Origin of the sequence: uncultured Aliivibrio sp., assembly GCF_946479765.1 — a bacterium.
In the GTDB taxonomy this organism is placed as follows: Bacteria; Pseudomonadota; Gammaproteobacteria; order Enterobacterales; family Vibrionaceae; genus Aliivibrio.
Genome location: NZ_CAMLHO010000023.1, coordinates 19,173 through 44,292, shown reverse-complemented (window position 1 = coordinate 44,292; position 25,120 = coordinate 19,173). Strand labels below are relative to the sequence as shown.

The following is a 25,120-nucleotide window of genomic DNA, read 5'->3' as shown; positions in this document are numbered from 1 at the left end:
AAACATGCTTATTAAGTTAGCTTGGCGAAACCTATGGCGACAAAAACGACGAACCTTATTAACGGCTTCTGCCTTAGCATTAGCCCTAATATTGTCGTTATTGATGCGAAGTATCCAAGAAGGCAGTTATACCGCTAATATTGAAAATGTAGCACGTTTATCGACGGGTCTTATTCAACTGCAAAACCCCAAGTTTAAAGAAAGCCAAAGCATTGATGATTTATTACCCATGAGTGATGAGTTCATTAAGCCTGCCAAGCAACAACCCAATATTGAGTTTACCCTACCAAGAATTGAAACTTTTTCCCTTGCTGCCGCCAACGAGAAATCAAAAGGTGTCATGGTTGTTGGTGTTGCTCCACAAGAAGAAAATGCCTATTCAAAGTTGGCTGATAAAGTGGTTAAAGGGGACTATTTCTCAGAAAACGACAAATCCATTTTACTGTCAGAAGGGCTTGCTCAATTTTTTAATGTGGGTGTTGGAGATGAAGTCGTGCTCTATGGGCAAGGCTACCGTGGGCAAACTGCGGCAGGTCTATATCACATCAAAGGGATTGTGCATTTCCCAATGCCAGAGTTGAATAACCAACTGATTTATTTACCTATCAAAGAAGCCTCAATGTTGTTTAGTACTGAAAATCAAGTGACTGCTTGGGTACTTCATACGCGTGATTTTTCTCAATTACCACAAACAGTAAATGATCTTCAAATAGGTTATGGCTCAACGGTTTCAGTCCGTCCGTGGAATGATCTTAGTCCTGAGATGGAACAACAGATCCAAATCGATAGGGTGAGCGGAATTATCATGATGTATATTTTATATGGCATTGTTGGCTTTGCTCTTTTTGCCACGTTATTGATGATGACATTAGAAAGACAGCGTGAATTTGGTGTTATGTTAGCAACAGGAATGGGGCGAGCACAGCTATTAAAATTGCTCGTTTTTGAGTCCCTATTTATTGCGTTGTTAGGTATAACTATCGGGTTAGTTATGGCATCACCTGTCTTAGGTTATTTATATATTAATCCTATTACGTTAACCGGAGATACCGCCAGTGCGATGCTTGAAATGGGATATGAGCCTATCATTCCAGTACTAATTAGATCATGGCTGTTCATTAACCAAATTATGATTGTCATCGGTTTATTGTTTTTGTGTTTACTCTACCCGTTATGGCGTACCTATCATTTAAATATTGTCTCGGCGTTAAAAGGAGGTTCGCATGCTGCTTAAATTGGCGTGGTGCAATGTATGGCGTAATAAATTACGTACCTCCATCATGATAGGGGCGATGGTATTTGGTATGGTTGGTGTGATATTGATGATGGGGTTTATGAATGGCATTATCGATAATCTTGTAAAAAACGCAATTCAATGGCAAACCAGCCATATTCAAATCCATCAAAAAAACTATGCAATTAATCCCGATATAAATTTAGTCATCGATGATGAGCCTCAAATTACATCCTTGTTAGAACACGCTCCAGAAGTGAAAGCATGGACAAGCCGAACCTTAGTTAACGGCATGATAGCCTCAGCTCGCAGTACCCGAGGCATTCAAGTTAACGACGTTTATTTTCTCAACTCATGATTCGCGGGTATTTAATCGAGCCAAGCGCATTATTGTGTTTGAAGATGGTCAGTTAAAAGAAGATAAATCAGTATAATGTGAGATAGATCTTGACCTTAATCTGATAGGACATAAACTTCACTGATTAGATTTATTCAATAACAGGCGTTTGAGCTCTCTCTTACGCCTGTTTCTATTCATTGACGAGGTTAAGTCATGTCTAAACGTGATTATTATGATGTCCTTGGTGTGCCAAAAAGCAGCACAGAAAAAGAGATCAAAAAAGCATATAAACGTCTTGCGATGAAATACCACCCAGATAAAAATCAGGGTGATGCTCAAGCAGCAGACAAATTCAAAGAAATTAAAGAAGCGTATGAAATCCTAACAAATGCCGATAAGCGGGGTCAGTATGATGACTACGGACATGCAGCATTTAAAAATGGTGGCATGGGCGGCGGCGGCTTTGGTGGTCAAAGCCAAGGTTATGGCGGATTTGAAGATATTTTCGGTGGTGCATTTGGCGGCGGTGGTCGTAGCCATGGCGGATTTGAGGATATGTTCTCTCAGCAACGTCGTCAGCGTTCACAAAAAGGTCAAGATCGTCAATTTAACTTAACGGTTGAATTTGCGGAAGCTATTAATGGTTGTGAGCAAGTAATCGAATTACCCGTTAATGGTGAGAATAAAAAAATCAACGTTAAAGTACCTGCCGGTATTGATGATGGTGAAAAAATCCGTTTCGTTGGTAAAGGTGAAGCTGGGACATTTGGTGGTTCAGCGGGTGATTTATTTATTCAAATTAACACCCGTCCACACTCGCATTTAAAACGTGATGGCAATGACTTAATTTGTCCAGTAACGACTGATTTTGTTACCGCAGCATTGGGTGGTGAAGTTGAGATCCAAACACTAGAAAGTCGCTTCAAGCTTAAAGTGCCAGCAGGAACTCAAAGTGGTCGTAAATTCCGAATGAAAGAAAAAGGCGTGAAAGGCCGTAAAGGAATTACCGGAGACTTAATGGTTGAGATTACCGTGGCAACCCCGACAAATCTGAACGAAAAACAGAAAGAATTATTGATGGAGTTTAAAGAGTTAGCATAAGCTTACTAAATCAATATATTTTAATAGGAGGTATGAACGATGAATAGATTATTCACAACGTTTGTGCCTTTTTTATTGCCTATTAGCGTATTCAGTTACGCTGAAATCCCCGGTTTAACGCCTGAAAAAAATTGGGATTTAGGCGGCAGGGCTAAGAGGTGAATTGCTAGATCGTAACAATAAGCGATACTCGCTTACCGTTTTAAAATGCACTCGGACTCAGATTATTTAGTGCTTTGAATCGAAGATGGGGTGTTTAATTAATTTTATGTTTAGCATCAAATGACATTTCCATAGATAAAGGTCTAATCCAAGATGTTAGATTACATTCAATATTTAGGAAATTAACAATATCAATTGCATTACCGTATGTTGTTAAATCGCTAACCACATAATAAACCATATCTATTTTATATAAGCTTAGTATGTAAGAACTGCACTTCTTGTATTCCTTTTGAGGCTCAGAGAGGGAAGAAAATGCCTGTACTCTATAGGATTCTGAGTGTGGTAAAACTTTACTATTCGCCTCTTCGACGGATGCGATTAATAATAACAATATTAATAATTTATTCATAATTACATATCTTCTTTAGAAAATTTAACCTAAAAACATCAGACTTGAAATTATGCAATTGATATTTTTATCACCAAGACAATTATAATTTATACTATTTAAGGGATCGTTGCAAATAATATGAGTTGGTAAATAAGTCCTAACATTGACTCATTATTATTAGTAAATAACGTCAATATTAAATAATCAATTCATTAATACGGATCTTTCGTATTACGATTTCATGTTTTAGGTTGGTTATCTACATCGTAATATCTCAAGCAACGCCTAAGGAATTGGGTTGCTAGAATTCGTGAGAAAGAAGGTATTTTGAACCTATATTAAATTTTTTGCAACAAGCCCGTATAATAACCTGGTTATTCTTTATGAATTTTAAATTAAATTGGTTTATCTCTTTGTTTGAACGATTTAATATTATCGTGAATTTATCTTTTTCAAAGAGAACCAAATTATGAAAATTGATTTAACTACGTTAGTAACAGAAAGTCGTAATCAAGCCAGTGAGCAAATTGATGTGTTATCAACGATGGATATGCTGACGGTAATCAATAAAGAAGATCAAAAAGTAGCGTTAGCGGTAGAAGCTATTCTTCCTCAAATTGCAGAGGCAGTGGATGCGATTGCTGAAGCATTTCAATCTGGTGGGCGTTTGATTTATACCGGTGCTGGTACTTCTGGTCGTTTAGGTATTTTAGATGCGAGTGAGTGTCCTCCGACTTATGGTTCAAACCCTGACTTAGTGGTTGGCTTAATTGCAGGCGGCCATAAAGCGATTTTAAAAGCTGTCGAAAATGCAGAAGACAACCGAGAGCTTGGTGCTTCTGATCTGCAAGATTTAGGGTTAAATGAGAAAGATGTAGTAGTGGGTATTGCAGCAAGCGGTCGCACACCTTACGTTCTAGGTGCAATGGAATACGCAAAATCGGTTGGTGCGACAGTCGCTACATTAAGCTGTAATCCAAACAGTCCAATGACTGAACTGGCAGACATCAACATGACTCCAGTGGTTGGCCCTGAAGTAGTAACGGGTTCTTCTCGTATGAAAGCCGGAACAGCACAAAAGCTAGTGCTTAATATGCTGACAACAGGCGCGATGATCCGCACAGGTAAAGTATTCGGTAACTTGATGGTTGATGTAGAAGCAACCAACGCCAAATTAGTACAAAGACAAAAGAATATAGTTATTGAAGCGACAGGCTGTTTAGAAAGCGAAGCTTCAGAAGCGCTATCTCAATGTAATAACCACTGTAAAACCGCGATTCTTATGGTGCTATCAGGACTCGATGCAAAAAGTGCAACAGAGAAACTGACCAAGCATAACGGCTTCATTCGTGATGCCCTTTCAAATTCATAAAGAGTATATTTAAGTTCAAATTAGTACCTCTATGCCTTATTACCATCATAACGAGGCATTTAGCTCCCTGGCCCTACCAGATGATTTATTGCTGTGCTGTGATACTCCTCCCAAAATGTGAATAATGGCGATTTATTGGATTGTAGGTGAAATTTTGCTTGATATGGAATTCTCGACTTTGTTTGTGAAAGAATAAATCACTTTAAAAAAGAAATAATATCTTTATTTAAAATAACTATGTTATTTATTGATATTTCGTCAAATAATCAACGCCGTAAATGTGACGATCGATAGGGCTAATCGTAAGGATAAAAAAAACTCATTGGTATCAAATTTAAGACTTTGTATTATGCAGGCAATTGAATTGAATAGACCTAGAGATAACCTAATGAAAAAACTAACATTATTAGCTGGCCTTATTGGCGGGCTATTAGCAACACAAGCACAAGCTTCTGCACCTGGAAAGCCATCATTTGATTGGGCTGATCACAAATACGCATTGGTTGATGTAGATCCAAGTGCTATTGCATATAATGAATTAGTAAAAGCACGTCGTGATTCTGTCGATATCGACATTTCGTGGAGTGTGTGGTCTGGCGATGTGGCTGAAACAGCGCGTATCTTCATGAATAATGATCTTGTATGGGAAGGTGCTGGTTCAAAAAATACAGCATCATTCCCAATTAGCAAAGGCGGCATTTACAATATGACGCTTGAGTTATGTAATGCTGATGGCTGTACCGTTTCAGATTCAAAAGAAATCGTAGTTGCTGATACAGATGGTAGCCACCTAGCACCACTAGAAACTGGTTATTTAGAAAATAATAAACCTTATGAAAATACGACCGGTAAAATTGTAGGTTCTTATTTTGTTGAATGGGGTGTTTACGATCGTAAATACAACGTAGATCAACTGCCAGCAGATAACTTAACTCACATTCTTTATGGCTTTGTTCCAATGTGTGGTGGTGATGGTATCAATGACAGTTTAAAAACAATCAGTGGTAGCTTCGGTGCTTTACAAAATGCATGTAAAGGTCGTAAAGATTTTGAAGTTGCAATCCATGACCCATGGGCTGCAATTCAAAAACCTCAAAAAGGCGTAGAAGCGTATTCTCAAGCCTATAAAGGTAACTTTGGTCAGCTAATGGCACTAAAGCGTGCTCAGCCTGATCTTAAAATCCTACCATCTATTGGTGGCTGGACGCTATCTGACCCATTCTTCTTAATGGGCGATACTGCAAAACGTGCGACATTTGTAGCTTCGGTTAAAGAGTACTTATTAACTTGGAAATTCTTTGATGGTGTTGATATCGACTTTGAATTCCCTGGTGGCGGCGGTGCAAACCCTAACTTAGGTGACAAAGAAAAAGACAGTGATATCTATATTGCTATCTTAAAAGATCTACGTGTAATGTTAGATGAATTAGAAGCTGAAACTGGTCGTACTTATGATTTAACGTCTGCAATCAGTGTAGGTGATGATAAAATTGAAGCGGTAGATTATAAAGAAGCACAGCAATATTTAGATAACATCTTCTTGATGAGCTACGATTTTTACGGTGCTTTTGATAATAACAATCTTAACCACCAAACAGCATTACATGAGTCAAGCATGAAAGACGAAACACGTTACTACACGTCTCGTGGTGTTGATCTAATGCTAGCGCAAGGTGTTGAACCAAGTAAAATGGTTGTTGGTGTTGCTGCTTATGGTCGTGGTTGGGCTGGCGTAACAGGTACGCAACCTGGTAATCCATTTGCAGGTACTGCAACGGGCCCAATTAAAGGTACGTGGGAAGACGGTGTTCTTGATTACCGTGACATCGCAAATAACCACATGGGCGCAGGCTGGGAATATGGTTATGACGAGAAAGCAGAAGCTCCTTACCTATTTAAAGCAGCAACAGGTGATTTAATCACTTATGATGATGCTCGCTCTGTAAAAGCAAAAGGTAACTATGTTAACCAACTAGGTCTTGCTGGTATTTTCTCTTGGGAAATTGATGCCGATAATGGTGACATATTAAACGCAATGCACGAAGGTTTAGGTCATGGTGACGACACGGGTGGCCCGGTTGAACCTGAAAATAAAGCACCAATTGCTAATGCTGGTCGTGACCAAGCGGTAACGGGTGAAAAATCAGTAGTTCTTGATGGTACATCATCTTACGATCCTGAGCGTGATGAGCTAACTTATTCTTGGACTCAAACAGCAGGCAACAAGGTTGCATTAACTAATGCAACATCAGCAAAAGCTGAAGGTATTGTTCCTGAAGTAGAAGAAAAAACAAGCTACACATTTGAACTAATCGTTACTGATGAGAAGGGTTTATCTGCAAAAGACATCGTGATCATTACTAACGATGCACCGAAAGAAAACCAAGCACCAACGGTAACATTACCAACAACACTAAACGTGAAAGCAGGTGCTCAGTTCACACTGAACGCACAAGCGATTGACCCAGAAAATGATGCGTTAATTTATTCATGGGTAAATACAAATGCATTTACGGTAGTAAGCGGCATGGGTACAGCATCTCTAACTCTTAAAGCTCCTGAGTTAGAAACTGAAACGGTAGCAGACATCACGGTAACAGTAACTGACGGTAACCTAGATGCATCAGCAACCACTCGTGTAACCGTGGAAGCTAAAAAAGAAGATGGTAACGAAGGTAACGAAGGTGACAATGGTCAGTGTTCAGCTACAGATCCAAACGCAGGTAATTACCCAGCATGGAACGCAGCGAACGTATACACGACTGAAACAATAAGCCATAACGGTCTTGTTTATAAAGCAAAATGGTGGGTGCAAGCCGTTGAGCCAGCTCCAGGTGTTGAAGCATGGGAACTAATCTCTGAAGCAAACCTAGGTTGGAACCCAACTGTAGCTTACTCTGGTGCCGCACAAGTTGACCATAAAGGCAGCCGCTGGGAAGCAAAATGGTGGACACAAGGTAATGAGCCAGGCGTTGATTCAGTATGGATTAATGTTGGCGAAGCTATCTGTAAATAAGCCTAAATAATTAATGCAGTATTCTGTATAGTAAATGAAAAGCCAGCAAGAAATTGCTGGCTTTTTTATGCCTGGCTAACCAACAGGAATAGCGTACAATGCCCTCAATTCTCAATAGTTAGGAAAGCCAGTGGCTATCAAACCAACCATCTACAAATTTCGTGTCGCGTTAACTGATTTGAATCGTGATCATTATGATTCAATCAACTTAACCATCGCTCAGCATCCATCAGAAAGTGAAGAGCGTATGATGGCTCGTGTATTGGCATTTTGTTTGAATGCAGAAGAGCGCCTAACGTTTACGAAAGGATTGTCTGCGATTGATGAGCCTGATATTTGGGTTCGTGAATACGATGATACGATCTCTCTTTGGATTGATGCCGGTGAACCTGATCCTGAGCGCATGAAAAAAGCATCACGTCAGTCTAAAGTCACCAAGGTGTATAGCTTTAACTCAAAATCTGAAGTGTGGTGGAAGCAGAACGAAAGCAAATACAAACAATACCCTGTAGATGTGGTTCGTTTTGATTCGGTGCAAATTCACTCATTTTCGGCATTGTTAGAAAGAACGATGGAAATGTCAGTGATGATCACGGGTGATTCAGCGTTTATTTCAGCAGCGAAAGGTGACTGTGAAGTCACATGGGAAACCTTGCAATCAGTTGAGTAAGCTGAAAAGGGTAAAGAGTGTAATACTGCTATTTCCTTTGTGAAATCTAGTTCATAATGCCTTCTGTTGTTCCGCATAACAGAAGGCATTTTTATGGAATTCCCCCTAATGGATCTCGGTTTGCTGTTGGCAATGATCCTGATTTTTATTGGCTCATTTGTACAAAGTGCAATTGGCTTTGGTTTGGCTATTGTTACCGCGCCATTACTATTCTTAATCTCTCCGAGTTACGTACCTGCACCTATTGTCATAGTCGGTTTGTTTCTATCTATTATCAACGCCTATAAATACAAAGCAAATGTCTCTTTTCGTGGGCTAGGGTATGCGTTCTTAGGCCGAATTCCCGGCTCTATATGTGGTGGTTTGTTGCTTTATTATGTAGACGCAAAACTCCTGTCACTTTGGATTGGCGTTGTCGTACTACTTGCTGTTGTTGTGAGTTTATTGCCATTTCGTATCGAGCCAAATAACTCAAGAATGACAATTGCAGGGTTCTTCTCTGGTTTGTTCGGGACGAGTTCTGGTATTGGAGGTCCGCCAATGGCGTTGTTATTGCAGCATCAAGAGGCCAATTTAATTCGAGCTAATTTATCCGCGTTCTTTGTCGTGAGCAGTCTGATATCGCTAGCGGTGCAAGTTCCCGCAGGTTATATGAGCTTACCGCACTTATATATTACTTTACCGTTATTGCCTGCTTCATATATTGGCTATTTAGTTGCGATGAAAGTAGTGGACAGAATAGATAAAGAGACAATTCGAAAAGTTTCTTTGGTGATGTGTTCAATGTCTGGTGTAGCAGCGATAGTATTAGCGTTGAGGTAGAAGAAAAGGGTTAATACCTGCGAATTCGTAGCAGGTATTAACCACAAAGATAAATTAGCTTGGTGAATTCAATCTTGTTTTAATCGCCAGTTTAACATCTTCATTTGCTTGTAAAGCTTCGTCTTCGGCCTTTTGACGCATTAATGTATCAAAGGAAACACGCGCTTCTTGAGCAAGCTCAGATGCCGCTAGTTTCGCTTCTTTAGCTGACATCGAGTCATCCGTTAATTGGCGTAACTTTTCAATGATTTCATCAGGTGCATCGCCTAAATCAACGCTTGATTCACCACGTGCTAATGCTTCTTTACGTAATTGTTTTTTCAGCATCCAAATAGCATCGTTCGCTTCACGCTCAAGATCGGCTGCTTCAATTGCGTTATCACGTAGTTGTTCAAAACGAGCCAATGCTTGGCCTTCTTTGCTCCAAGGATCAACATCTGGTAAGTCAGAAATGTTGATCACAGGATCCACGTAATCATCTTGGTGTGATAAGTCTAGCATTGCTGCTTTTACACCAGAGATCATTAGCATAACTGCGATAACCAATAGTGGTAAACCACCAACAATTGCCGCTGTTTGTAATGTTGCCAAGCCGCCCATAAACATCAACGCCGATGGCATAAATGATAAAGTGAAAGCCCAGAACAGACGGTTCCAACGCATTGGTTCTTCAGTCACGTTTGTTTGTACCACTGACGCTAAAATATAAGAGATAGAGTCAAATGTTGTTGCGGTGAAAATTACGCACAACAAGGTAAATACAGCGATGACGAAGGTACTAAATGGCAGTGTTTCTAAAATAGAGAAGATTGCGCGAGTGGGCCCTTCTGTATTTAGAATACTCACCACATCTAACTCACCCGATAATTGCAGAGATAAACCGTAGTTACCTAGAATGATGAAGTACATTGAACAGCCTAGAGAGCCGAAGAATACGGCACCAGATACCATTTGCTTAATCGTTCTACCGCGTGAAATACGAGCAACAAATAGACCCATGCTTGGTGCAAATACTAACCACCATGCCCAGTAGAAAATGGTCCAATCTTGTGGGAAGTGAGTATCTTCAAAGGTACCCATACCACCAAAAGGTTCAGCCCAAGTCGCCATGATAAAAAAGTTAGATAACATACGACCAATTGAATCTAAACCTGTCTCCAACATAAAAATTGTTGGACCACAAACTAATACAAACAGTAATAAACCTAACGCACCCCAGAAGTTAATATTACTTAAAATCTTAATGCCTTTGTCCATGCCCATGTACGACGAGTAAGCAAAGATAGCGGTACATACCATCAATACTAAAATTTGGCTACCCGTTGTTGTTGGAATGCCAAATAGGTAGCTAATACCTTCGTTAATCAGTGGTGCTGCTAAACCTAAGGTCGTTGCTGCGCCGCCCAACAAACCAAAGATAAACAATACATCAATGACTTTACCTAATTTACCAAAGCTGTTTGCTTCGCCAATAACAGGCATTAAAGCAGCAGATACTTTTAGTACTGGCTGTTTACGTACATAGAAGAAGTAAGCAATTGGAATTGCAGGGATCATATAGATACACCAAGCAATTGGGCCCCAGTGGAACAGGCCATAAGTGGCTGCCCAACGTACCGCTTCTTCACTGCCCGCTTCTAGCTGAAACGGTGGGTTTTGATAGTAGTATGCCCACTCAATAGTGCCCCAGTACAAGATACTAGCACCGATACCGCCACAAAATAGCATTGCCGCCCAAGATGCCAGTGCAAATTCAGGTTTTTCATCTGGGTCACCCAGTTTGATCTGGCCGATATCAGAGAAAACGATATAGATCATGAAGAAAAATGCCGCTAAACCTAGACCTAAATAAGCAAAGCCTAGTTTGTCGGTCATAAATGTTTTAGCAACAGCTATCCATTTAGCGCCCTCAACTGGAAATACCAGCAAGGGAATAACAACGGTACAAAGCAATAATAGTGCGCCGAAAAATGTGGGTTTATCGATAAGTTCGAAGTGCTTTTTCATTTTTATTGTCCGTAATAAAAACAGATTTAATTAAGTGCGCGCACCAATAACTCCCCGTACTGATGAGATAAGACGGGTTTAACTTTAATTAGTTGAGTATAAATAGTGTATGCGGACGGTTTTTTGTAAGTAATATAACGCTCGAAAATTATCCAAATTACGATTAGTCTGGATTGAAGATAAAATAGTGCTAATTAAGCAATCTGTCGACAAACTTACTGCTTTAATTTATAAAAAATGTGATCAAGATATCACAAAGATGTAACCAGAAAAATTAGCTGTTTAATAAATATTCTAAAGTTATCAAAAGCTTTAATTAATCACCATACGGCTGAACTTTAATACTCTAGGCATCAATAACTAGCCTTAAACAATCAAACAGTTGCATTCTTATTTTTAATGAGCGTATTCTACAAATAGATAACTAATTATAAATAGGGATGTACCATGATTTATCCTTTAACAAAGCAAGACTCAACGGTTGACCAGTACTTTTCTCATAACATCGCTGACCCATATCGCTGGTTAGAAGACGATAGCAGCGCTGAAACAGAAGCTTGGGTAACAGATCAAAATAAAGTCACGTTTGATGCCCTTTCTCATATTGATTTTCGCGATAATATTCGTGAGTTAATTGCGACAGGCCAAGATTACAAAAAGACCTCACAACCATTTAAGCGTGGTGACTACACCTACTTTTATCAGAATGACGGCTTACAAAACCAAAGCGTATTGTATCGCTCAAAAGAAGACGGAGAAATCGAAGTCTTTCTTGATCCAAATACCTTCTCTGAAGAGGGAACAACATCATTAGGCTCGGTAAGCTTTTCTAAAGACGCATCACTGGTGGCGTATTCGATATCAGAAGCGGGCAGTGATTGGCGTAAGATCTTCGTATTAAATACAGAAACCAAAGAACAAATTGAAGCACCGATTGTAGATGCGAAATTCACCGATATCTCATGGTTAGGATCTAAAGGCTTTTACTATTCTAGTTATGATAAACCGACAGGCAGTGAGTTATCAGCAAGAACGGATCAACATAAACTCTATTTTCACGAAATAGGAAAACCGCAAGCGGAAGATACCTTGGTATTTGGTGCGACTGAAGAAGAGAAGCATCGTTATGTTAGTGGCTATACAACAGAAGACGATGCGTATTTGGTTATTACGGCGGCAACATCAACATCGGGTAATAAGCTGTTTATCGAACGATTAGGCATTAATAATCCAACACGAATTACCGTGTTAGCTCATACCGATTCAGACACGTATGTGATTGAAAACGAAGATTCTCAGTTATTAATGTTTACTAACTTAGATGCACCAAACGGTAAAGTGGTTTCTTATAACGCAGTAACCTGTGACTGGAAGGATATTATCCCAGAGCAACCACAACCACTTGAGATAAGCGTTGGCGGTGGAACCTTGTTCGCAAGCTATATGGTTGATGTGTTAAGCCAAGTGAAACAATATGACTTCTCAGGCAATTTACTAAGAGAGATCGAACTACCGGGAGAGGGGCAAGTCACTGGCTTTTCAGGTAAACGAGAGCAAACTGATCTGTTCTTTACCTTTACCAATTACGTAACACCACCGACGATTTATCAATTTGATGCTAAAACGGGTCATACAGAGCTGTATTTGTCTTCTGCATCGCCGTTTGAGAGTGCGAAGTTTGAGTCAACTCAAATGTTCTACACCTCAAAAGATGGCACTCGAATTCCGATGATTATCTCGCATAAAAAAGGGATAGTCTTAGATGGTAAAAACCCAACGATTCTTTATGGTTACGGTGGCTTTAATGTCAGCCTAACGCCGAGCTTTAGTGGAGTGATGGCCAGTTGGTTAGAGTTAGGCGGAGTATATGCGGTCCCAAATATTCGTGGGGGTGGTGAGTATGGTAAAGCGTGGCACAATGCCGGAACACAGCAGAAAAAACAGAATGTGTTTGATGACTTTATTGCAGCCGCAGAACAGTTGATTGAATCTGGTTACACGGGTCCAGAGCATCTTGCAATTCGTGGTGGTTCAAACGGTGGCTTATTAGTGGGCGCGTGTATGACTCAGCGACCTGAGTTATTTAAAGTCGCATTACCTGCGGTGGGCGTATTGGATATGCTTCGTTATCACACCTTTACTTCTGGAGAAGGTTGGGCGTACGACTTTGGCACCTCAGCACAAAGTGAAGAGATGTTTAACTATCTACTAAACTACTCGCCAGTGCATAACGTAAAAGAGGGCGTTGAATACCCTGCGACATTAGTGACTACCGCTGATCATGATGATCGCGTTGTTCCGGCACACTCTTATAAGTTCATCGCTGAGTTACAAAAGAAGCAAACAGGCGAGAACCCAGTATTGATCCGTATTGATGTGAATGCAGGACATGGTGCCGGAATGCCAATATCTAAATCGATTGATTTAATGGCCGATGTGTATGCCTTTACATTGAGCAATATGAAGGTGGATCCGTTTGAGTAATACTAACTCGTCAAATCATTGTATATTTTGGCGCAATAGTTATTGTTAGTTGTACTTGCGATAGTATTTTGATAAAAAACGCGCATAATCTTGCTATACAACACTTAAAGAGAAATTACCCATGACTGATTTTCAATATTACTTTCATCAACTGCCTTGTTTTCGCTGTAAAAAAACCAAAGTAAACACTGATCTTGGTTGGTTAACCGCTGCAATGAAAGACGATGTCGTAGTACAAATGACGGCGATTATTGCTCAAGACAGCGTTGAGTCAGAAATTTCGGTGAACGTTACGTGCACTAAAGACGAAGCTCGTGATTATTTATTGCTGAATTTCTACGGTTATTCAGAAGAACAACTAGTAGATCAAGTTAAAGCAGAAGATGAGAAAGAAGTAGCGGATGAAATAGCAGAGCTACCGGAAGAAGGTAACGATACCGTAGCCTTTGAACACGAAATCGTACTACAAAGCTGTACTGATTGTGCTATTGATTAAGAGTTAAATTAGCTCTAATTATAAAAACAGTAATAAAAAAGCAGAGTGAGCATCAAGCTTCATTCTGTTTTTTTGTTTATATCAGATAGAGTTTATTGATTAAACTTAATGTTGTTCCGCTAGCTCAGTAAAAATAATTTTATGTACTTGATTAGAAACTGTCGTTTTTGTTCAATCTTAGCTTTGGCATATTCGTTAATATTTGTACATCGAAAGCGAGACGCTTCTTAGGAAATGAATTTCGACTTTCACTCTTATCAATATAAAGAAGGTAAAAAGCGATGTTAGAGATTAAACCAATCGAATCTTTAGAAGAAATTAGTCACCTAAAGCAAGCGTACTTTGCTCAAGCTACCGCACCACTTGATGGTATGTGGCACTTTGGATTTGCACCTATGTCTGCGCATTTCGGTTTTTATGAGCAAGAAACATTAGTTGGATTTTGCTGTGTCAATGACGAAGGCTACCTATTGCAATTTTATCTTGCTATTGACGCGAAGACAGACGCAAAAGAATTATTTACTCTTATTGCTGAGCAAAATAGTACAGTGATAGGTGACGTAAAAGGCGCATTCGTTAGCACTGCGGAACCTCAGTATTTGTCGCTTTGTCTGGATAATTCGTCAGCATCTAAAGTGAACGCGCTGATGTATCAACAAATCAAGCGCAGCATTGATAATAAAGAAGGTGAGCTTGAACTCAAGTTAGCAGAGCCTGAGCAACTGAGCACTTTTGTTGAATTTGCAGCAACGAATATCGGCGCGCCAGAGCAATGATTAACCGGATATTATGGCAACTTAGTCAACCGTAAAGAGCTGTTTGGTTACTGGAGCGAAGGTGAGTTACTGGCAACGGGTGAGTGTCGCTTGTTTGACGAGTTCCAAACCGAGTATGCAGACTTAGGTATGATTGTCGCACAATCTCAGCGTGGTAAAGGTATTGCAACTCAAGTTCTTCAATTCTTAGTTGCCTCTGCAAATGAACGTGGCCTAATTCCAATCTGCTCTACAGAAAGCAGTAATCTTGGTGCGCAAAAAGCCATTAAACGTGCAGGGTTAGTTGCGCAAAATCGCATTGTTCAGATTGAGTTTGACCGCGACTAAAACTACTTCCCCCTTGCTTATATCGAGTAAAGGGGGGGCTTAGATTGATACTGCGCGAAGTAACCCTGAGCAATGTTGTGAGCAGTTAGATGCTTTATTGATACCGTGGTTAGAAAAGTGTACCGAAGATCAGCACAGTAAATTGGTTAATAAAGCACTGAAGTATCTTAGTTCCTCACCAATTTCAGAATTAGGTGAACAGTTATATTGCTCGCAACGCACACTTGAAAGAAGCTTTCAACGTGTTACGGGATTAACTCTTAAACAGTGTCAATCAATGAATCGTTTGGAAGAGATGTTGGAATATGTGTATCAACGAGACTCAGCAGAGCTTGATTGGGTTGATATCGCCTTTAAGTTCGGCTTTAGTGATCAACCTCATTTGATCCACTATCTAAAGAAACAGTTAGGTTTTACTCCTAAAATCTACGAAAAAGAGCGTGATTTGGCGATTGATATTTATGGTGGCGTGAATTCAAACCAAAACATTCAGTAACGCTCTCATCACCAATTACTACCTCTTTTGTGTTGCAATACGACACTTGGGATTGAGAAAAAGAGCAATTAATCACCTATGGTGTTGATTTCTATCATGTTTATTGACATGGTCCCGCTACTCAATCAAATAGTAAATGGGGCATGGATGTCCACAACACCGTTTTTGTAGCCTCAGTCGGCTTATCTCTTCTCTTCATTATCACTCTTCTCGCATTACCTCCCGCAGACGCAAAAGCAGCCATTGATTCACTTAAAGGTTCTGTGTTGTCAAATTTTGACTTCCTCTTTATGTGGGGCGCTAACATCTTATTAATCTTTGCCATTATTTTAGCATTTTCGCCTTTGGGTAAAATTCGCTTAGGTGGTGACGACGCGAAACCAGATTATTCTAAAGCCTCTTGGATCTCGATGTTATTCGCTGCCGGTATGGGTATTGGGCTTATCTTCTGGGGTGTTGCAGAGCCAACCGCGTTCTTTACCAACTGGTTTGGAACCCCGCTTAATGTAGAACCTTTTACAGAAGCAGGGTGTGAACTTGCTCTGGGGGCAACGGTCTTCCACTGGGGCTTACACGCATGGGCTATCTATGGCATGACAGCACTTTGTCTTGCTTATTTTGTTTACAATAAAGGGTTGCCACTTTCAATGCGCTCGGTATTTTACCCATTATTGGGTGATCGAGTTTGGGGGCGAACAGGTGATGTGATTGATATCTTAACCGTATTGGTTACCTTGTTTGGCCTAGCGACTTCCCTTGGTTTAGGGGGCACACAAGCGGCTAGTGGTATCAGCCATGTTTTCGGAATAGACAATAACATCTATCTTCAACAAGCCGTTATCGTATTGATCATGGGTCTGGCGATCATTTCTGTTCTCCGTGGTATGGATGGTGGCGTTAAGTTTCTTAGTAACCTGAATATGGTTATTGCGTTTGTCTTCCTTGGTCTTATTGCTGTTTTGAATTTCACGACCGTATTGGATTCTTTGGTTACGGCTCTAACGGGTTATGTGAAAAATATTATTCCATTGAGTCAAACCTCGGGTCGTGAAGATACAGCGTGGCTGCACGGTTGGACTGTGTTCTATTGGGCGTGGTGGGTTGCGTATGCCCCTTTCTTTGGTATGTTTGTTGCTCGTATCTCTAGAGGACGCACCGTTCGCGAATTCCTTCTTTGCGTAATGCTTATTCCGACAATGGTAACCACGGCGTGGATGTCTATCTTCGGCGGTGTGGCTATTCAACAAGTTATCGATAAAGTCGGATTATTGGGCGCTCAACAAGGTATTAGCGATGTTTCTCTAAGCTTGTTCCATATGTTAGACGCTTACCCATTCGGGGATATTCTATCCTTTATTGCCGTGGCACTGATTATCGTTTTCTTTGTGACAACGTTGGACTCAGGCTCTATTGTTATTGATGGCATGACCGCCGGTGGTAAGTTAGAAGTACCCGTTAAACAGAAAGTAGTTTGGGCGGTTATCTCTGGTGTTATCGCAATGGTTATGTTGTGGATTGGTGGTACTCAATCTATTGAATCTCTGCAATCAATTACCATTATTGCCGCAATGCCGTTTACGATTATTCTCTTGTTAGGCAGTGTAAGTCTACTTAAAGGGTTATTGACGGAAGTTGAAAAGCCAAAGGCAGCCACTAAGCGAGTAAACTAATTAGGTCAGTTTGTCGTTAGTTTTATAATAAAACTCTCTGGTACTTCGTGCTAGAGAGTTAAGAGGATGTCATGGAAGCACAATCTCAAACGTATTTAGATGCATATCTAAACTCACTTACTCAAACAGAGCGTACAAAGTATCAATCATTCAGTTCTGACTATTTTTGTGGCGATGAACATAATGCTAATTTATGTGCAGAATTAATTCGAGTTGGTCAAAAAACGGCAACGTGTAGCCTTAATGTTTGGTATGAATCTGGCGAAGAGCCAATGCCAACAGTAGGGCATTTACAAGTTGTTGTTGATTGGAATGGTAATCCCATTTGTATTATTGAAATTGATTCAATTGAAACTTGTAAATATAACGAAGTTACCGCTGAGTTTGCTTATGCAGAAGGTGAGGGTGACCGTTCTTTAGCATGGTGGCGTAAAGCTCACTGGCGTTTCTTTTCAGCTGAATGCACAGAATTGAATATTCAGCCCCATGAGGAAATGGTTCTTGTATTAGAGCGATTTCATGTGGTGTATCAGTAAATAATATTCTTCAAACCATTTTTTCTACTTTGATACTTTATACTGTTAATATATCGTCATGAGGATTTACTAAATGGGTTCGTTGAACAGCAGGTTTTTTATTTAGGTTTTGATGTCATATTTATATCATTCATAGCCTCAACATTTGTGTGTATTTTTTATTCTAAATATTTGTTGTAATTCATTAAATAATTTTAGAATTAGCCATTTTACATATTGGAATAAAGCTCGCTCACGTCCTATTAGTGCTAGTTTTCCTTATCGTAAGTGATTCGAGAGCCTAGTGCATCGATATAAGCAGTTCTATTTTGGCTGTTTTATATCCAGCAATATTAGTCGGTGTTTGTAATAAACAAATCATGGGTATTTGTTGTTTTATTGTGCGTAATGTATTTTGTTTATTATGAAAAATACTTTAAAATCTGATGGTTGATATGACTGCCTGTACTTAGAATATAAGATAGTCCAACTAGTACACATTTATCGGTTAAGAAAAAACTACTACACGGTATCGCATGAGTAACAGTTTTCGAGCCAATCAGACATTAAGGTTTACTCTGATTTTAATTAATGATTATGAAGTAAAGGAATTTAAGAATGTACTCGCACAATGTTCATATTAAAAACATAAAGCAAGCTAATGAAGATGATAGATTAGCTATATTTGTCGGTGCAGGTATCTCCAAAAGCTCTGATACTGATTATATAAGCCTGCCTTCGTGGAATGATCTAATCACTGAACTAAAGTCAGATTTATCGATAACGGAAGATCTAGATTATTTAAAGCTAGCTCAACTATATTATCTTGAGTTTGGAGAGCAGACATACAACCAAACATTGAAGAAATATTTCCCTGAAGATATTACTCCATCGAGTTTACATCGCACGATTTTGAAGGTAAGCCCTCGTGTAATAATAACTACTAACTGGGACAGTATCATTGAAAATGCAATTGAACAGGAAGGCTATCTATATGATACGATATGCACGGACAAGGACTTAGTCAGTTCAACTAGCCCGAATAAATTTATTAAAATTCATGGTGATTTCAAAAATCACAATATAGTTTTTAAAGAAGCTGATTACCTCGATTATTCAAGGAATTTTCCGCTAATAGAAAACTACATCAAGTCTATATTTTCAACACATACAGTTCTGTTTTTAGGATATTCCTATAACGATATTAATCTTAAACACATAATGAAATGGGTACAAAGTCATTCCAGTTCAGCTCCTCCGATGTATTTGGTGAATTTTAAAACAGACAAGCCCCAAGAAAGCTACTTGAGAAGCCATGGGATTACCACATTAGTGCTAGATAGCGAAAGCTATTCAATTGATGAAATTCAGTATTTAGAAAAAAGGTCAGCACTAACACAATCTTTTTTAACGTCAATAATTCAAAATGATAGAGCAGTAGACCCGAACGATGAGCAGGAAGTTATTGGCTTTATATATGAGCGTATAAAGCACCTAAAACAGCTAAATTCAATAACTCATGAGCAAATACGAGTAGCGATAACAAACTGTGGATTTCGTTACGATGATGATGGCTTAAATATATTAGAGCTATTCAGGCCTAAAGAAGTCCTGACTACAGACAATAATGACATCAGCAGATCTCTTCACGAAAAATTCTTGGAGATTCTATCTCGTATAGACTTGTCTTGTGAAAGTGAAAAAGAGAAGTTTTATCGAAGAAACTCAAAACTTACAGATATCCTTTCCATCTTAGCTCTAGCTCATATTAAAGGTATTATTTTACCCAACGATGATGATAGTAAAGTTATGTACTTTGTAAACGAGAAAATCGATTCAACTCAAAACCTAGAAAAAGAAGATCGAAAGCACATATCTTTTTCAGAATATGAATGCAAAAGTAATGATTTTATAAAGGCTCTGTCATCAGAATCTTACGAGGGTTATAAATATGGAGAAGATAAATTAGCATTTAAGAAAAATTCTGAACTAATTCTTGCTTGTAAAAGGCACAAAATATACTCAATGTTACTGATCGCATTATTTAATAAAAACTCGATTTTATGGAAGCTAAAGTACTCTTTTACTACGGAAAATAGAAACGAGTTTGAAAAGGAAGTCGAAGTGGATCTTCAAGATGAATTTTTTAAATTTCCAAGATCAGAGATAAAAAAGAATCAAATTCTGTATGATTTTTTGGCCTTGCATTCTGTTCATCAAAAAGCAAATTCGTGTACAAAAAAGATACTTGAACTTACAAGAGCCGTTGAAAGTATAAAAACTGGGGGAATTAGTTTTAACAGCAACGCAGATGAACCCACTTCCACACACATTAATTTGCTAATGTTTGCATTGAAAAATCACATAATGATTGATCAGTATGCCCCATACAAAGCCGTCATGAGAGATTTCGTTAAGATTTCAATACTCCGTCAATCAGTCAAAGAGGTAGTAAAACTCAATCAATATGAATTTTACTCAGCTATCCAATTCTACTCATCAAAAGAGCTACAATCAGAGCTTAGTGTTTTTTCTAAAAATGAGGATTCTAATCAACTTCGTCTAAATGCTAGTGATGAGTGTTCAGAATGGATTACTTCTACTATTTTGACAAACTTAACAGATCGGTTAATAAAAGATCAAAATTCGTTGGACGGTCATGAAAGTAAATTTGAAAACTGCGTGAGATTACTTGCATTTATTGACTTGAGTGATACTCATATTTCAAAAGTTATGAGTGAATTTTCCCGAATAATTACTAGTAGTTCAACAACAATCGGAACTTATGAGGCAATAAACGAATTTTTAGCACACCAACACAATTTATTTGAACGGGAGATCGAAACTGACGTTTTGATACAGATGTTAAACACCTTAATTGACAAAATCACTTCCAAAACAGCTCATGGTTGGGACCAGCATGCGATACTCAATGGTTCCATAAACAATTTATACGATTATATTGGGGTTGTAAAAGGCGAATACATTGATGAAGCTCGAGTCCGTCGGCTGATCTCGGAACTTAAAAATTACAAGCCAGAAGAGCAACGTAAATTTTCGAGATCTTTGCTTTACAGTATTTTTAATATTTCGAATTCTAATGTTAGAAATACCATTAAAGGGTTTATTAAGGTCGTAATCTCTCAGCCTAAAACAAAGGGTATAGATGATTGGGAATTTGAACTTTGGTCAGTCGCAGTGGGCTTTAAAGATTTTGAGGCAGAGGCTGTTACGAAGTTAGATGAGTATTTGGAACAGTTTCGTGATGGGAAAATGTTTTCATCACAGTTATATTCACTCAAAAACTTAACTCAATATTTAATTGGTGAGAAAGAAATTGATATATTAGAAGGGCTAAACAAAGAGTTAGGCGTTCTAATTGAACAGTATAAACACCGCCCAAACTTTTCATCAATTTGAATATGCGCAGAAATAGAGATGAGTTAACCCTTAGATCATCGCGGTTGTCTAGGTTTAGTGACAGAATATATGAAAATTATTATATTTTGTTTAATGCCTACATACCGAGATAAAGATAAGGATCTAACATACTTTTACTCAAAAACAATTTAGTAACTCCAACCACACAAAAAAGGTCGCTCATTTGCGACCTTTTCTTTTCCCTACAAAACCCTCAAAGCTCTTTCTTTAAGCTCTTCCGTATACCCATTAATCTTCCAATGCTCTGGGCTCCAGCCTTTTACAAAGCGTTGAAAATCAGCCCAAGCAACACTGAACAGTGGTCGCCACTCTTGTTCAATATCGTTACTTGCTTCGGTGTGGCCTAAACGCAGTAGGGCGGTTTTAAGTTGGCTAAAGTAATGATCTAATAATTCATTCTCAAGCTCTGCACATTGTTCTGGCATAACCGCACTGCTGATAAATAAGATCACATCCTTCATGCCGCAGCCTTTTCCTACGTATTGGAAATCAACCGCAGCTACTTGATTACCATCTTTAGAAAAACAGAAGTTCGCTAACTTAGCATCACCATGTACCAAGGTTTGATAGCGGCTGTTTTTAAGTGTTTCATCAATCTTAACTGCGGTTTGCTTTAATGGTAAATCAGTTAAGGCTTCAAGCTCATCAGGGCGCGTATCTAAATGCCAATAAGTACCTGTTTGCCATAAGCCAACAGGCTCAACATTAAGGTGGGCTGCATGAAAGGTCGCAAGCCAGGTTAAGCAGGCTTTGGTTTCGTTTATTGAGGCGCTGGTTTGTAATGGTCCAGTTTTTACGATTGGAAATCCGCAGGTCGCTAAATCTTCTAATACTAAGATTAACTCGTTATCACGTTGCTCTACGTATAAACAGCGCGGCACAGGACAATGGGTAGAAACCGCATTGGCGTAAGTTTGATACCAATTGAGTTCCACTTGGTATGAGTCGAGTTTACGTTGGTGTGATAAATCTGTATTCCAACCTCTAGGGTGCACTTTAGGCTTGGGTAAGGTGATCTGTTTAATGATGATAGAAGAGGTGGGTGCTTGGGTTAAATGCAAACGCACCAATTCCCCATAACCGCCCCACAAGGTTTGTAGGGTATCGGTTTGGGTAATTGATGCGTTTTCGAAACCCGAAATACGTGATAAATCAAACATGTCGAGTTCCTTTATTCATCTAGTTTAACGTAGATTATTTATGGTTTGAGAAGTTTTCGCCTTTTGCCATGCGATCATACATGATCACGTTCACAGCAGCGGCTAAGTTCATGCAGCCATTGGTCGGAACATAAATAGTCTCACGGCAGAAATCAGTGATCTCTTTCTTCAATGTACCGTCTTCTGGGCCAAAAATGTAAAACGCACGTGGTGGGTGCTTGTAATCTGGCAGAGGTTTTGCGCCTTCAATAAGGTCAACCGCAACAGGCACGCAATCTAAAGGAATGATGTCTTTTAGATCTTCAACGCCGATCAATGGAACGTTAAGATGCTGGCTTTTTGTATCCGTACAAAACTGCTTTGCGATATCGTAACGTTTACCTGTGTAAAAAACAGAGTTTACATTATAGCAGCCTGCCGCTCGCATTACCGAGCCTACGTTTTCAGGTGTTTTTGGGTTTACCAATCCAATACAAGAATAGCCTTTAGTCATTTTACCGTTTTTCCAATACAAAATTTGCGCGAAGTATACCTAAATTAAAGGGATTCATATAGACTCATTGGATAATTTCCTAGGAAGGTGAAATATGAAAACGGTTGCAATTCTTGTTGATGTGCAAAACATTTACTACACCACGCGTGATGTCTACCAACGTCATTTTGATTACAACGCATTATGGGCAAAAGTAACCGATGGTCGTACCGTCGTCGGTGCTAATGCTTATGCCATTGCGCGTAGTGATGATAAACAGAAGCAATTTCATAATATCCTTCGTGGTATTGGTTTTGATGTGAAGCTAAAACCTTTTATTCAGCGTCGTGATGGTTCAGCAAAAGGCGATTGGGATGTAGGTATTGCTCTTGATGCGATAGAGATGGCTGAGCAGGCGGATATTGTGGTTATTTTGTCGGGTGATGGCGATTTTGACTTACTCGTTAAGCGAATTCAGTCACGTTTTAATAAAGAAGTTGAAGTGTATGGCGTGCAGAATTTAACCGCTAATTCTCTTATCGAAGCAGCTGATCGCTTTATTCCAATTGAAGATAACTTGTTATTATAGAATAAGTTAATCTTAGTATTCTTGACGGTATCGTTATGAAGTACTGCTTATACTCCTCGTCTACGCCTTAGAGCTCCTACTGGATTTTATAGAGTTAGGGAGGAGGGAAGGTAAATAGGAACTTTTTATAATTGAATGATGTTATGTAATGGATAAAAAATAATGGATCAGCAAACACAATGGCATTCAGTTGAAGTTCCTGCGATGAGTAATGTCATCCTACATGCTTTTGATTGGAATTATGACTACATCACAGAGCAAGCCGAATTGATTGCCAGTTTAGGGTATCGCTCAGTGTTGGTGTCGCCTGCAATGAAATCATTAAGCTTACCTTCTGGTTCAAAGTGGTGGCAGAGATATCAACCACAAGATTACCGTCTGATTGATAATCCTCTTGGCAACACGCTTGATTTTAAACGCATGGTTGAGCGATTAGCTGAACTAAGCATCTGGGTTTATGTTGATGTGGTGTTTAATCACATGGCCAATGAATCGGATATTAGAGCGGATCTTGAATACCCAAATCAGTGGGATAGAGAAGATTACGCCCGTGATCCAGAAAAGTATGAAGCATTAAAATTATTTGGTGATTTATCTGAGCCACTGTTTTCTGAATCAGATTTTGTCGAAGCCTTTGGGATCGAAAATTGGAACGATAAGTGGGAAGTTCAGAATGGCCGCATTTCAGGTGGACCTCATGATCCGGGGTTACCAACGTTAACCGATAATGATCATGTTATTGAGCAACAGCGTTCATACCTAAAGGCGTTAAAACAGATTGGTGTGAAAGGCTTTCGTATTGATGCGGCAAAACACATGACGCTTGAACACTTAAATAAAGTGTGGGATGAGGAAATAACCAAAGACGTACATATTTTTGGTGAGATCATTACTGATGGTGGGGCGACAAAAGAAGAATATGAGACGTTTTTGAATCCTTATCTGCAAGGCACGACATTGGGAGCGTATGATTTCCCCTTGTTTAATTCTTTGTATCAGGCCTTAGAAAACAAAGGCTCGTTTAAGTCATTAATTGATCCTTATTGCTACGGCATGGCACTGTCTCCACTGCGCGCAATTACGTTTGCCATTACTCACGATATTCCAAATAACGATGTGTTCAAAGATTTAGTCATGAGTGAGTCGAATGAATGGCTTGCTTATGCTTACCTATTTGGTCGAGAGGGCGGAATACCATTAGTGTATTCAGAGCTTGAAACCAGTGGGATTAAAAATAAGCAAAATCAACCGCGTTGGAAAGAAGAGTGGAAAAGCGCTCGTATGATTACGCTAATGGCATTTCATAACCAAATGTATGGGCAAGAGCAACGAGTGGTAGAGGCCAGTGATGATCACTTAGTATTTGCAAGAGGTGAGAGTGGTTTGGTAGCATTAAATAAATCAGACCATAATATCGAGGTAAATCTTGCGGTGAGATCGGATGTGGTGTGGTTAGAGAATACCTCTAATAGTTATTACGCCCCTCAGCAAGGTAATCTTCGATTCTTTATCCCTGCGAATTCCTACATGTTATTTTCACGCTAATGTAATACCAAAAGATGAAACGGTATAAAAA

Annotated in this window: 16 protein-coding genes and 5 pseudogenes; 17 read left to right on the top strand and 4 right to left on the bottom strand. The window is 39.2% G+C overall.

Annotation, left to right across the window (positions count from 1 at the left end; translation table 11 throughout):
• Positions 1-4: 4 nt before the first annotated feature.
• The 4 genes and pseudogenes from Q1K78_RS10405 to Q1K78_RS10390 all read left to right on the top strand — a co-directional run bounded on the left by Q1K78_RS10405 (position 5) and on the right by Q1K78_RS10390 (position 2,675).
• Entirely contained in the window at positions 5-1,234 is a 1,230-nt protein-coding gene (locus Q1K78_RS10405) for an FtsX-like permease family protein (RefSeq protein WP_300177892.1), read from the top strand.
• Positions 1,224-1,574, top strand: a pseudogene (locus tag Q1K78_RS10400) (ABC transporter permease); the annotation flags it as partial. The gene Q1K78_RS10405 and the pseudogene Q1K78_RS10400, both read left to right, overlap by 11 nt.
• Positions 1,567-1,668 (top strand): annotated as a pseudogene (locus Q1K78_RS10395) (ABC transporter ATP-binding protein); the annotation flags it as partial. The pseudogenes Q1K78_RS10400 and Q1K78_RS10395, both read left to right, overlap by 8 nt.
• A gap of 119 nt (positions 1,669-1,787) precedes the next feature.
• Entirely contained in the window at positions 1,788-2,675 is an 888-nt protein-coding gene (locus Q1K78_RS10390; RefSeq protein ID WP_300177886.1) for a DnaJ C-terminal domain-containing protein, read from the top strand.
• 256 nt (positions 2,676-2,931) lie between these two features.
• On the opposite strand, the gene Q1K78_RS10385 is transcribed toward Q1K78_RS10390, so the two are convergent.
• Positions 2,932-3,249 (bottom strand): hypothetical protein, encoded by a 318-nt coding sequence (locus tag Q1K78_RS10385; RefSeq protein WP_300177883.1) that lies wholly within the window; start codon positions 3,247-3,249, stop codon positions 2,932-2,934.
• Between the two features lie 451 nt (positions 3,250-3,700).
• Here Q1K78_RS10385 and murQ point away from each other — a divergent pair, with 451 nt between their 5' ends.
• The 4 genes from murQ (at position 3,701) to Q1K78_RS10365 (ending at position 9,111) form a co-directional block, all read left to right on the top strand.
• Positions 3,701-4,603 (top strand): N-acetylmuramic acid 6-phosphate etherase, encoded by a 903-nt coding sequence (gene murQ / locus Q1K78_RS10380; RefSeq protein ID WP_300177880.1) that lies wholly within the window; start codon positions 3,701-3,703, stop codon positions 4,601-4,603.
• Between the two features lie 388 nt (positions 4,604-4,991).
• Positions 4,992-7,619, top strand: a complete 2,628-nt coding sequence (locus Q1K78_RS10375) for a glycosyl hydrolase family 18 protein (RefSeq protein ID WP_300177878.1) — start codon at positions 4,992-4,994, stop codon at positions 7,617-7,619.
• Between the two features lie 130 nt (positions 7,620-7,749).
• Entirely contained in the window at positions 7,750-8,289 is a 540-nt protein-coding gene (locus Q1K78_RS10370; protein ID WP_300177876.1) for a YaeQ family protein, read from the top strand.
• 93 nt (positions 8,290-8,382) lie between these two features.
• Positions 8,383-9,111 carry a sulfite exporter TauE/SafE family protein gene (locus Q1K78_RS10365; RefSeq protein WP_300177874.1) on the top strand — a complete coding sequence of 243 codons (729 nt, stop codon included), beginning with the start codon at positions 8,383-8,385 and terminating at the stop codon, positions 9,109-9,111.
• 54 nt (positions 9,112-9,165) lie between these two features.
• Here the strand turns inward: Q1K78_RS10365 and Q1K78_RS10360 are convergent, their stop codons facing one another.
• Entirely contained in the window at positions 9,166-11,118 is a 1,953-nt protein-coding gene (locus tag Q1K78_RS10360) for a BCCT family transporter (protein ID WP_300177871.1), read from the bottom strand.
• Between the two features lie 447 nt (positions 11,119-11,565).
• Between Q1K78_RS10360 and Q1K78_RS10355 the strand changes: the two genes are divergently transcribed.
• The 7 genes and pseudogenes from Q1K78_RS10355 (at position 11,566) to Q1K78_RS10325 (ending at position 21,302) form a co-directional block, all read left to right on the top strand.
• The gene (locus tag Q1K78_RS10355) at positions 11,566-13,602 is read left to right on the top strand and encodes a prolyl oligopeptidase family serine peptidase (protein WP_300177868.1); all 2,037 of its coding nucleotides are present in this window, start codon (positions 11,566-11,568) and stop codon (positions 13,600-13,602) included.
• A 121-nt stretch (positions 13,603-13,723) separates the two neighbouring features.
• The gene (locus Q1K78_RS10350) at positions 13,724-14,098 is read left to right on the top strand and encodes a hypothetical protein (RefSeq protein ID WP_300177865.1); all 375 of its coding nucleotides are present in this window, start codon (positions 13,724-13,726) and stop codon (positions 14,096-14,098) included.
• 281 nt (positions 14,099-14,379) lie between these two features.
• Positions 14,380-15,201, top strand: a pseudogene (locus Q1K78_RS10345) (GNAT family N-acetyltransferase).
• 52 nt (positions 15,202-15,253) lie between these two features.
• Positions 15,254-15,697 (top strand): annotated as a pseudogene (locus tag Q1K78_RS10340) (AraC family transcriptional regulator); the annotation flags it as partial.
• Between the two features lie 131 nt (positions 15,698-15,828).
• A pseudogene (locus Q1K78_RS10335) lies at positions 15,829-17,367 on the top strand (BCCT family transporter); the annotation flags it as partial.
• A gap of 71 nt (positions 17,368-17,438) precedes the next feature.
• Positions 17,439-17,903: an ASCH domain-containing protein gene (locus Q1K78_RS10330; protein ID WP_300177862.1), complete on the top strand. Its 465-nt coding sequence runs from the start codon at positions 17,439-17,441 to the stop codon at positions 17,901-17,903.
• 597 nt (positions 17,904-18,500) lie between these two features.
• Positions 18,501-21,302 (top strand): SIR2 family protein, encoded by a 2,802-nt coding sequence (locus Q1K78_RS10325; RefSeq protein ID WP_300177859.1) that lies wholly within the window; start codon positions 18,501-18,503, stop codon positions 21,300-21,302.
• A 203-nt stretch (positions 21,303-21,505) separates the two neighbouring features.
• On the opposite strand, the gene Q1K78_RS10320 is transcribed toward Q1K78_RS10325, so the two are convergent.
• Positions 21,506-22,483: a phosphotransferase gene (locus tag Q1K78_RS10320; protein WP_300177856.1), complete on the bottom strand. Its 978-nt coding sequence runs from the start codon at positions 22,481-22,483 to the stop codon at positions 21,506-21,508.
• A 34-nt stretch (positions 22,484-22,517) separates the two neighbouring features.
• Positions 22,518-22,976, bottom strand: a complete 459-nt coding sequence (locus Q1K78_RS10315; RefSeq protein WP_045101852.1) for an RNA methyltransferase — start codon at positions 22,974-22,976, stop codon at positions 22,518-22,520.
• A gap of 94 nt (positions 22,977-23,070) precedes the next feature.
• Between Q1K78_RS10315 and Q1K78_RS10310 the strand changes: the two genes are divergently transcribed.
• Positions 23,071-23,544 (top strand): NYN domain-containing protein, encoded by a 474-nt coding sequence (locus Q1K78_RS10310; RefSeq protein WP_300177848.1) that lies wholly within the window; start codon positions 23,071-23,073, stop codon positions 23,542-23,544.
• A gap of 162 nt (positions 23,545-23,706) precedes the next feature.
• On the top strand, positions 23,707-25,089 hold the full coding sequence (locus Q1K78_RS10305) for an alpha-amylase family glycosyl hydrolase (protein ID WP_300177845.1): 1,383 nt from the start codon (positions 23,707-23,709) through the stop codon (positions 25,087-25,089).
• The last annotated feature ends 31 nt before the right edge of the window (positions 25,090-25,120 follow it).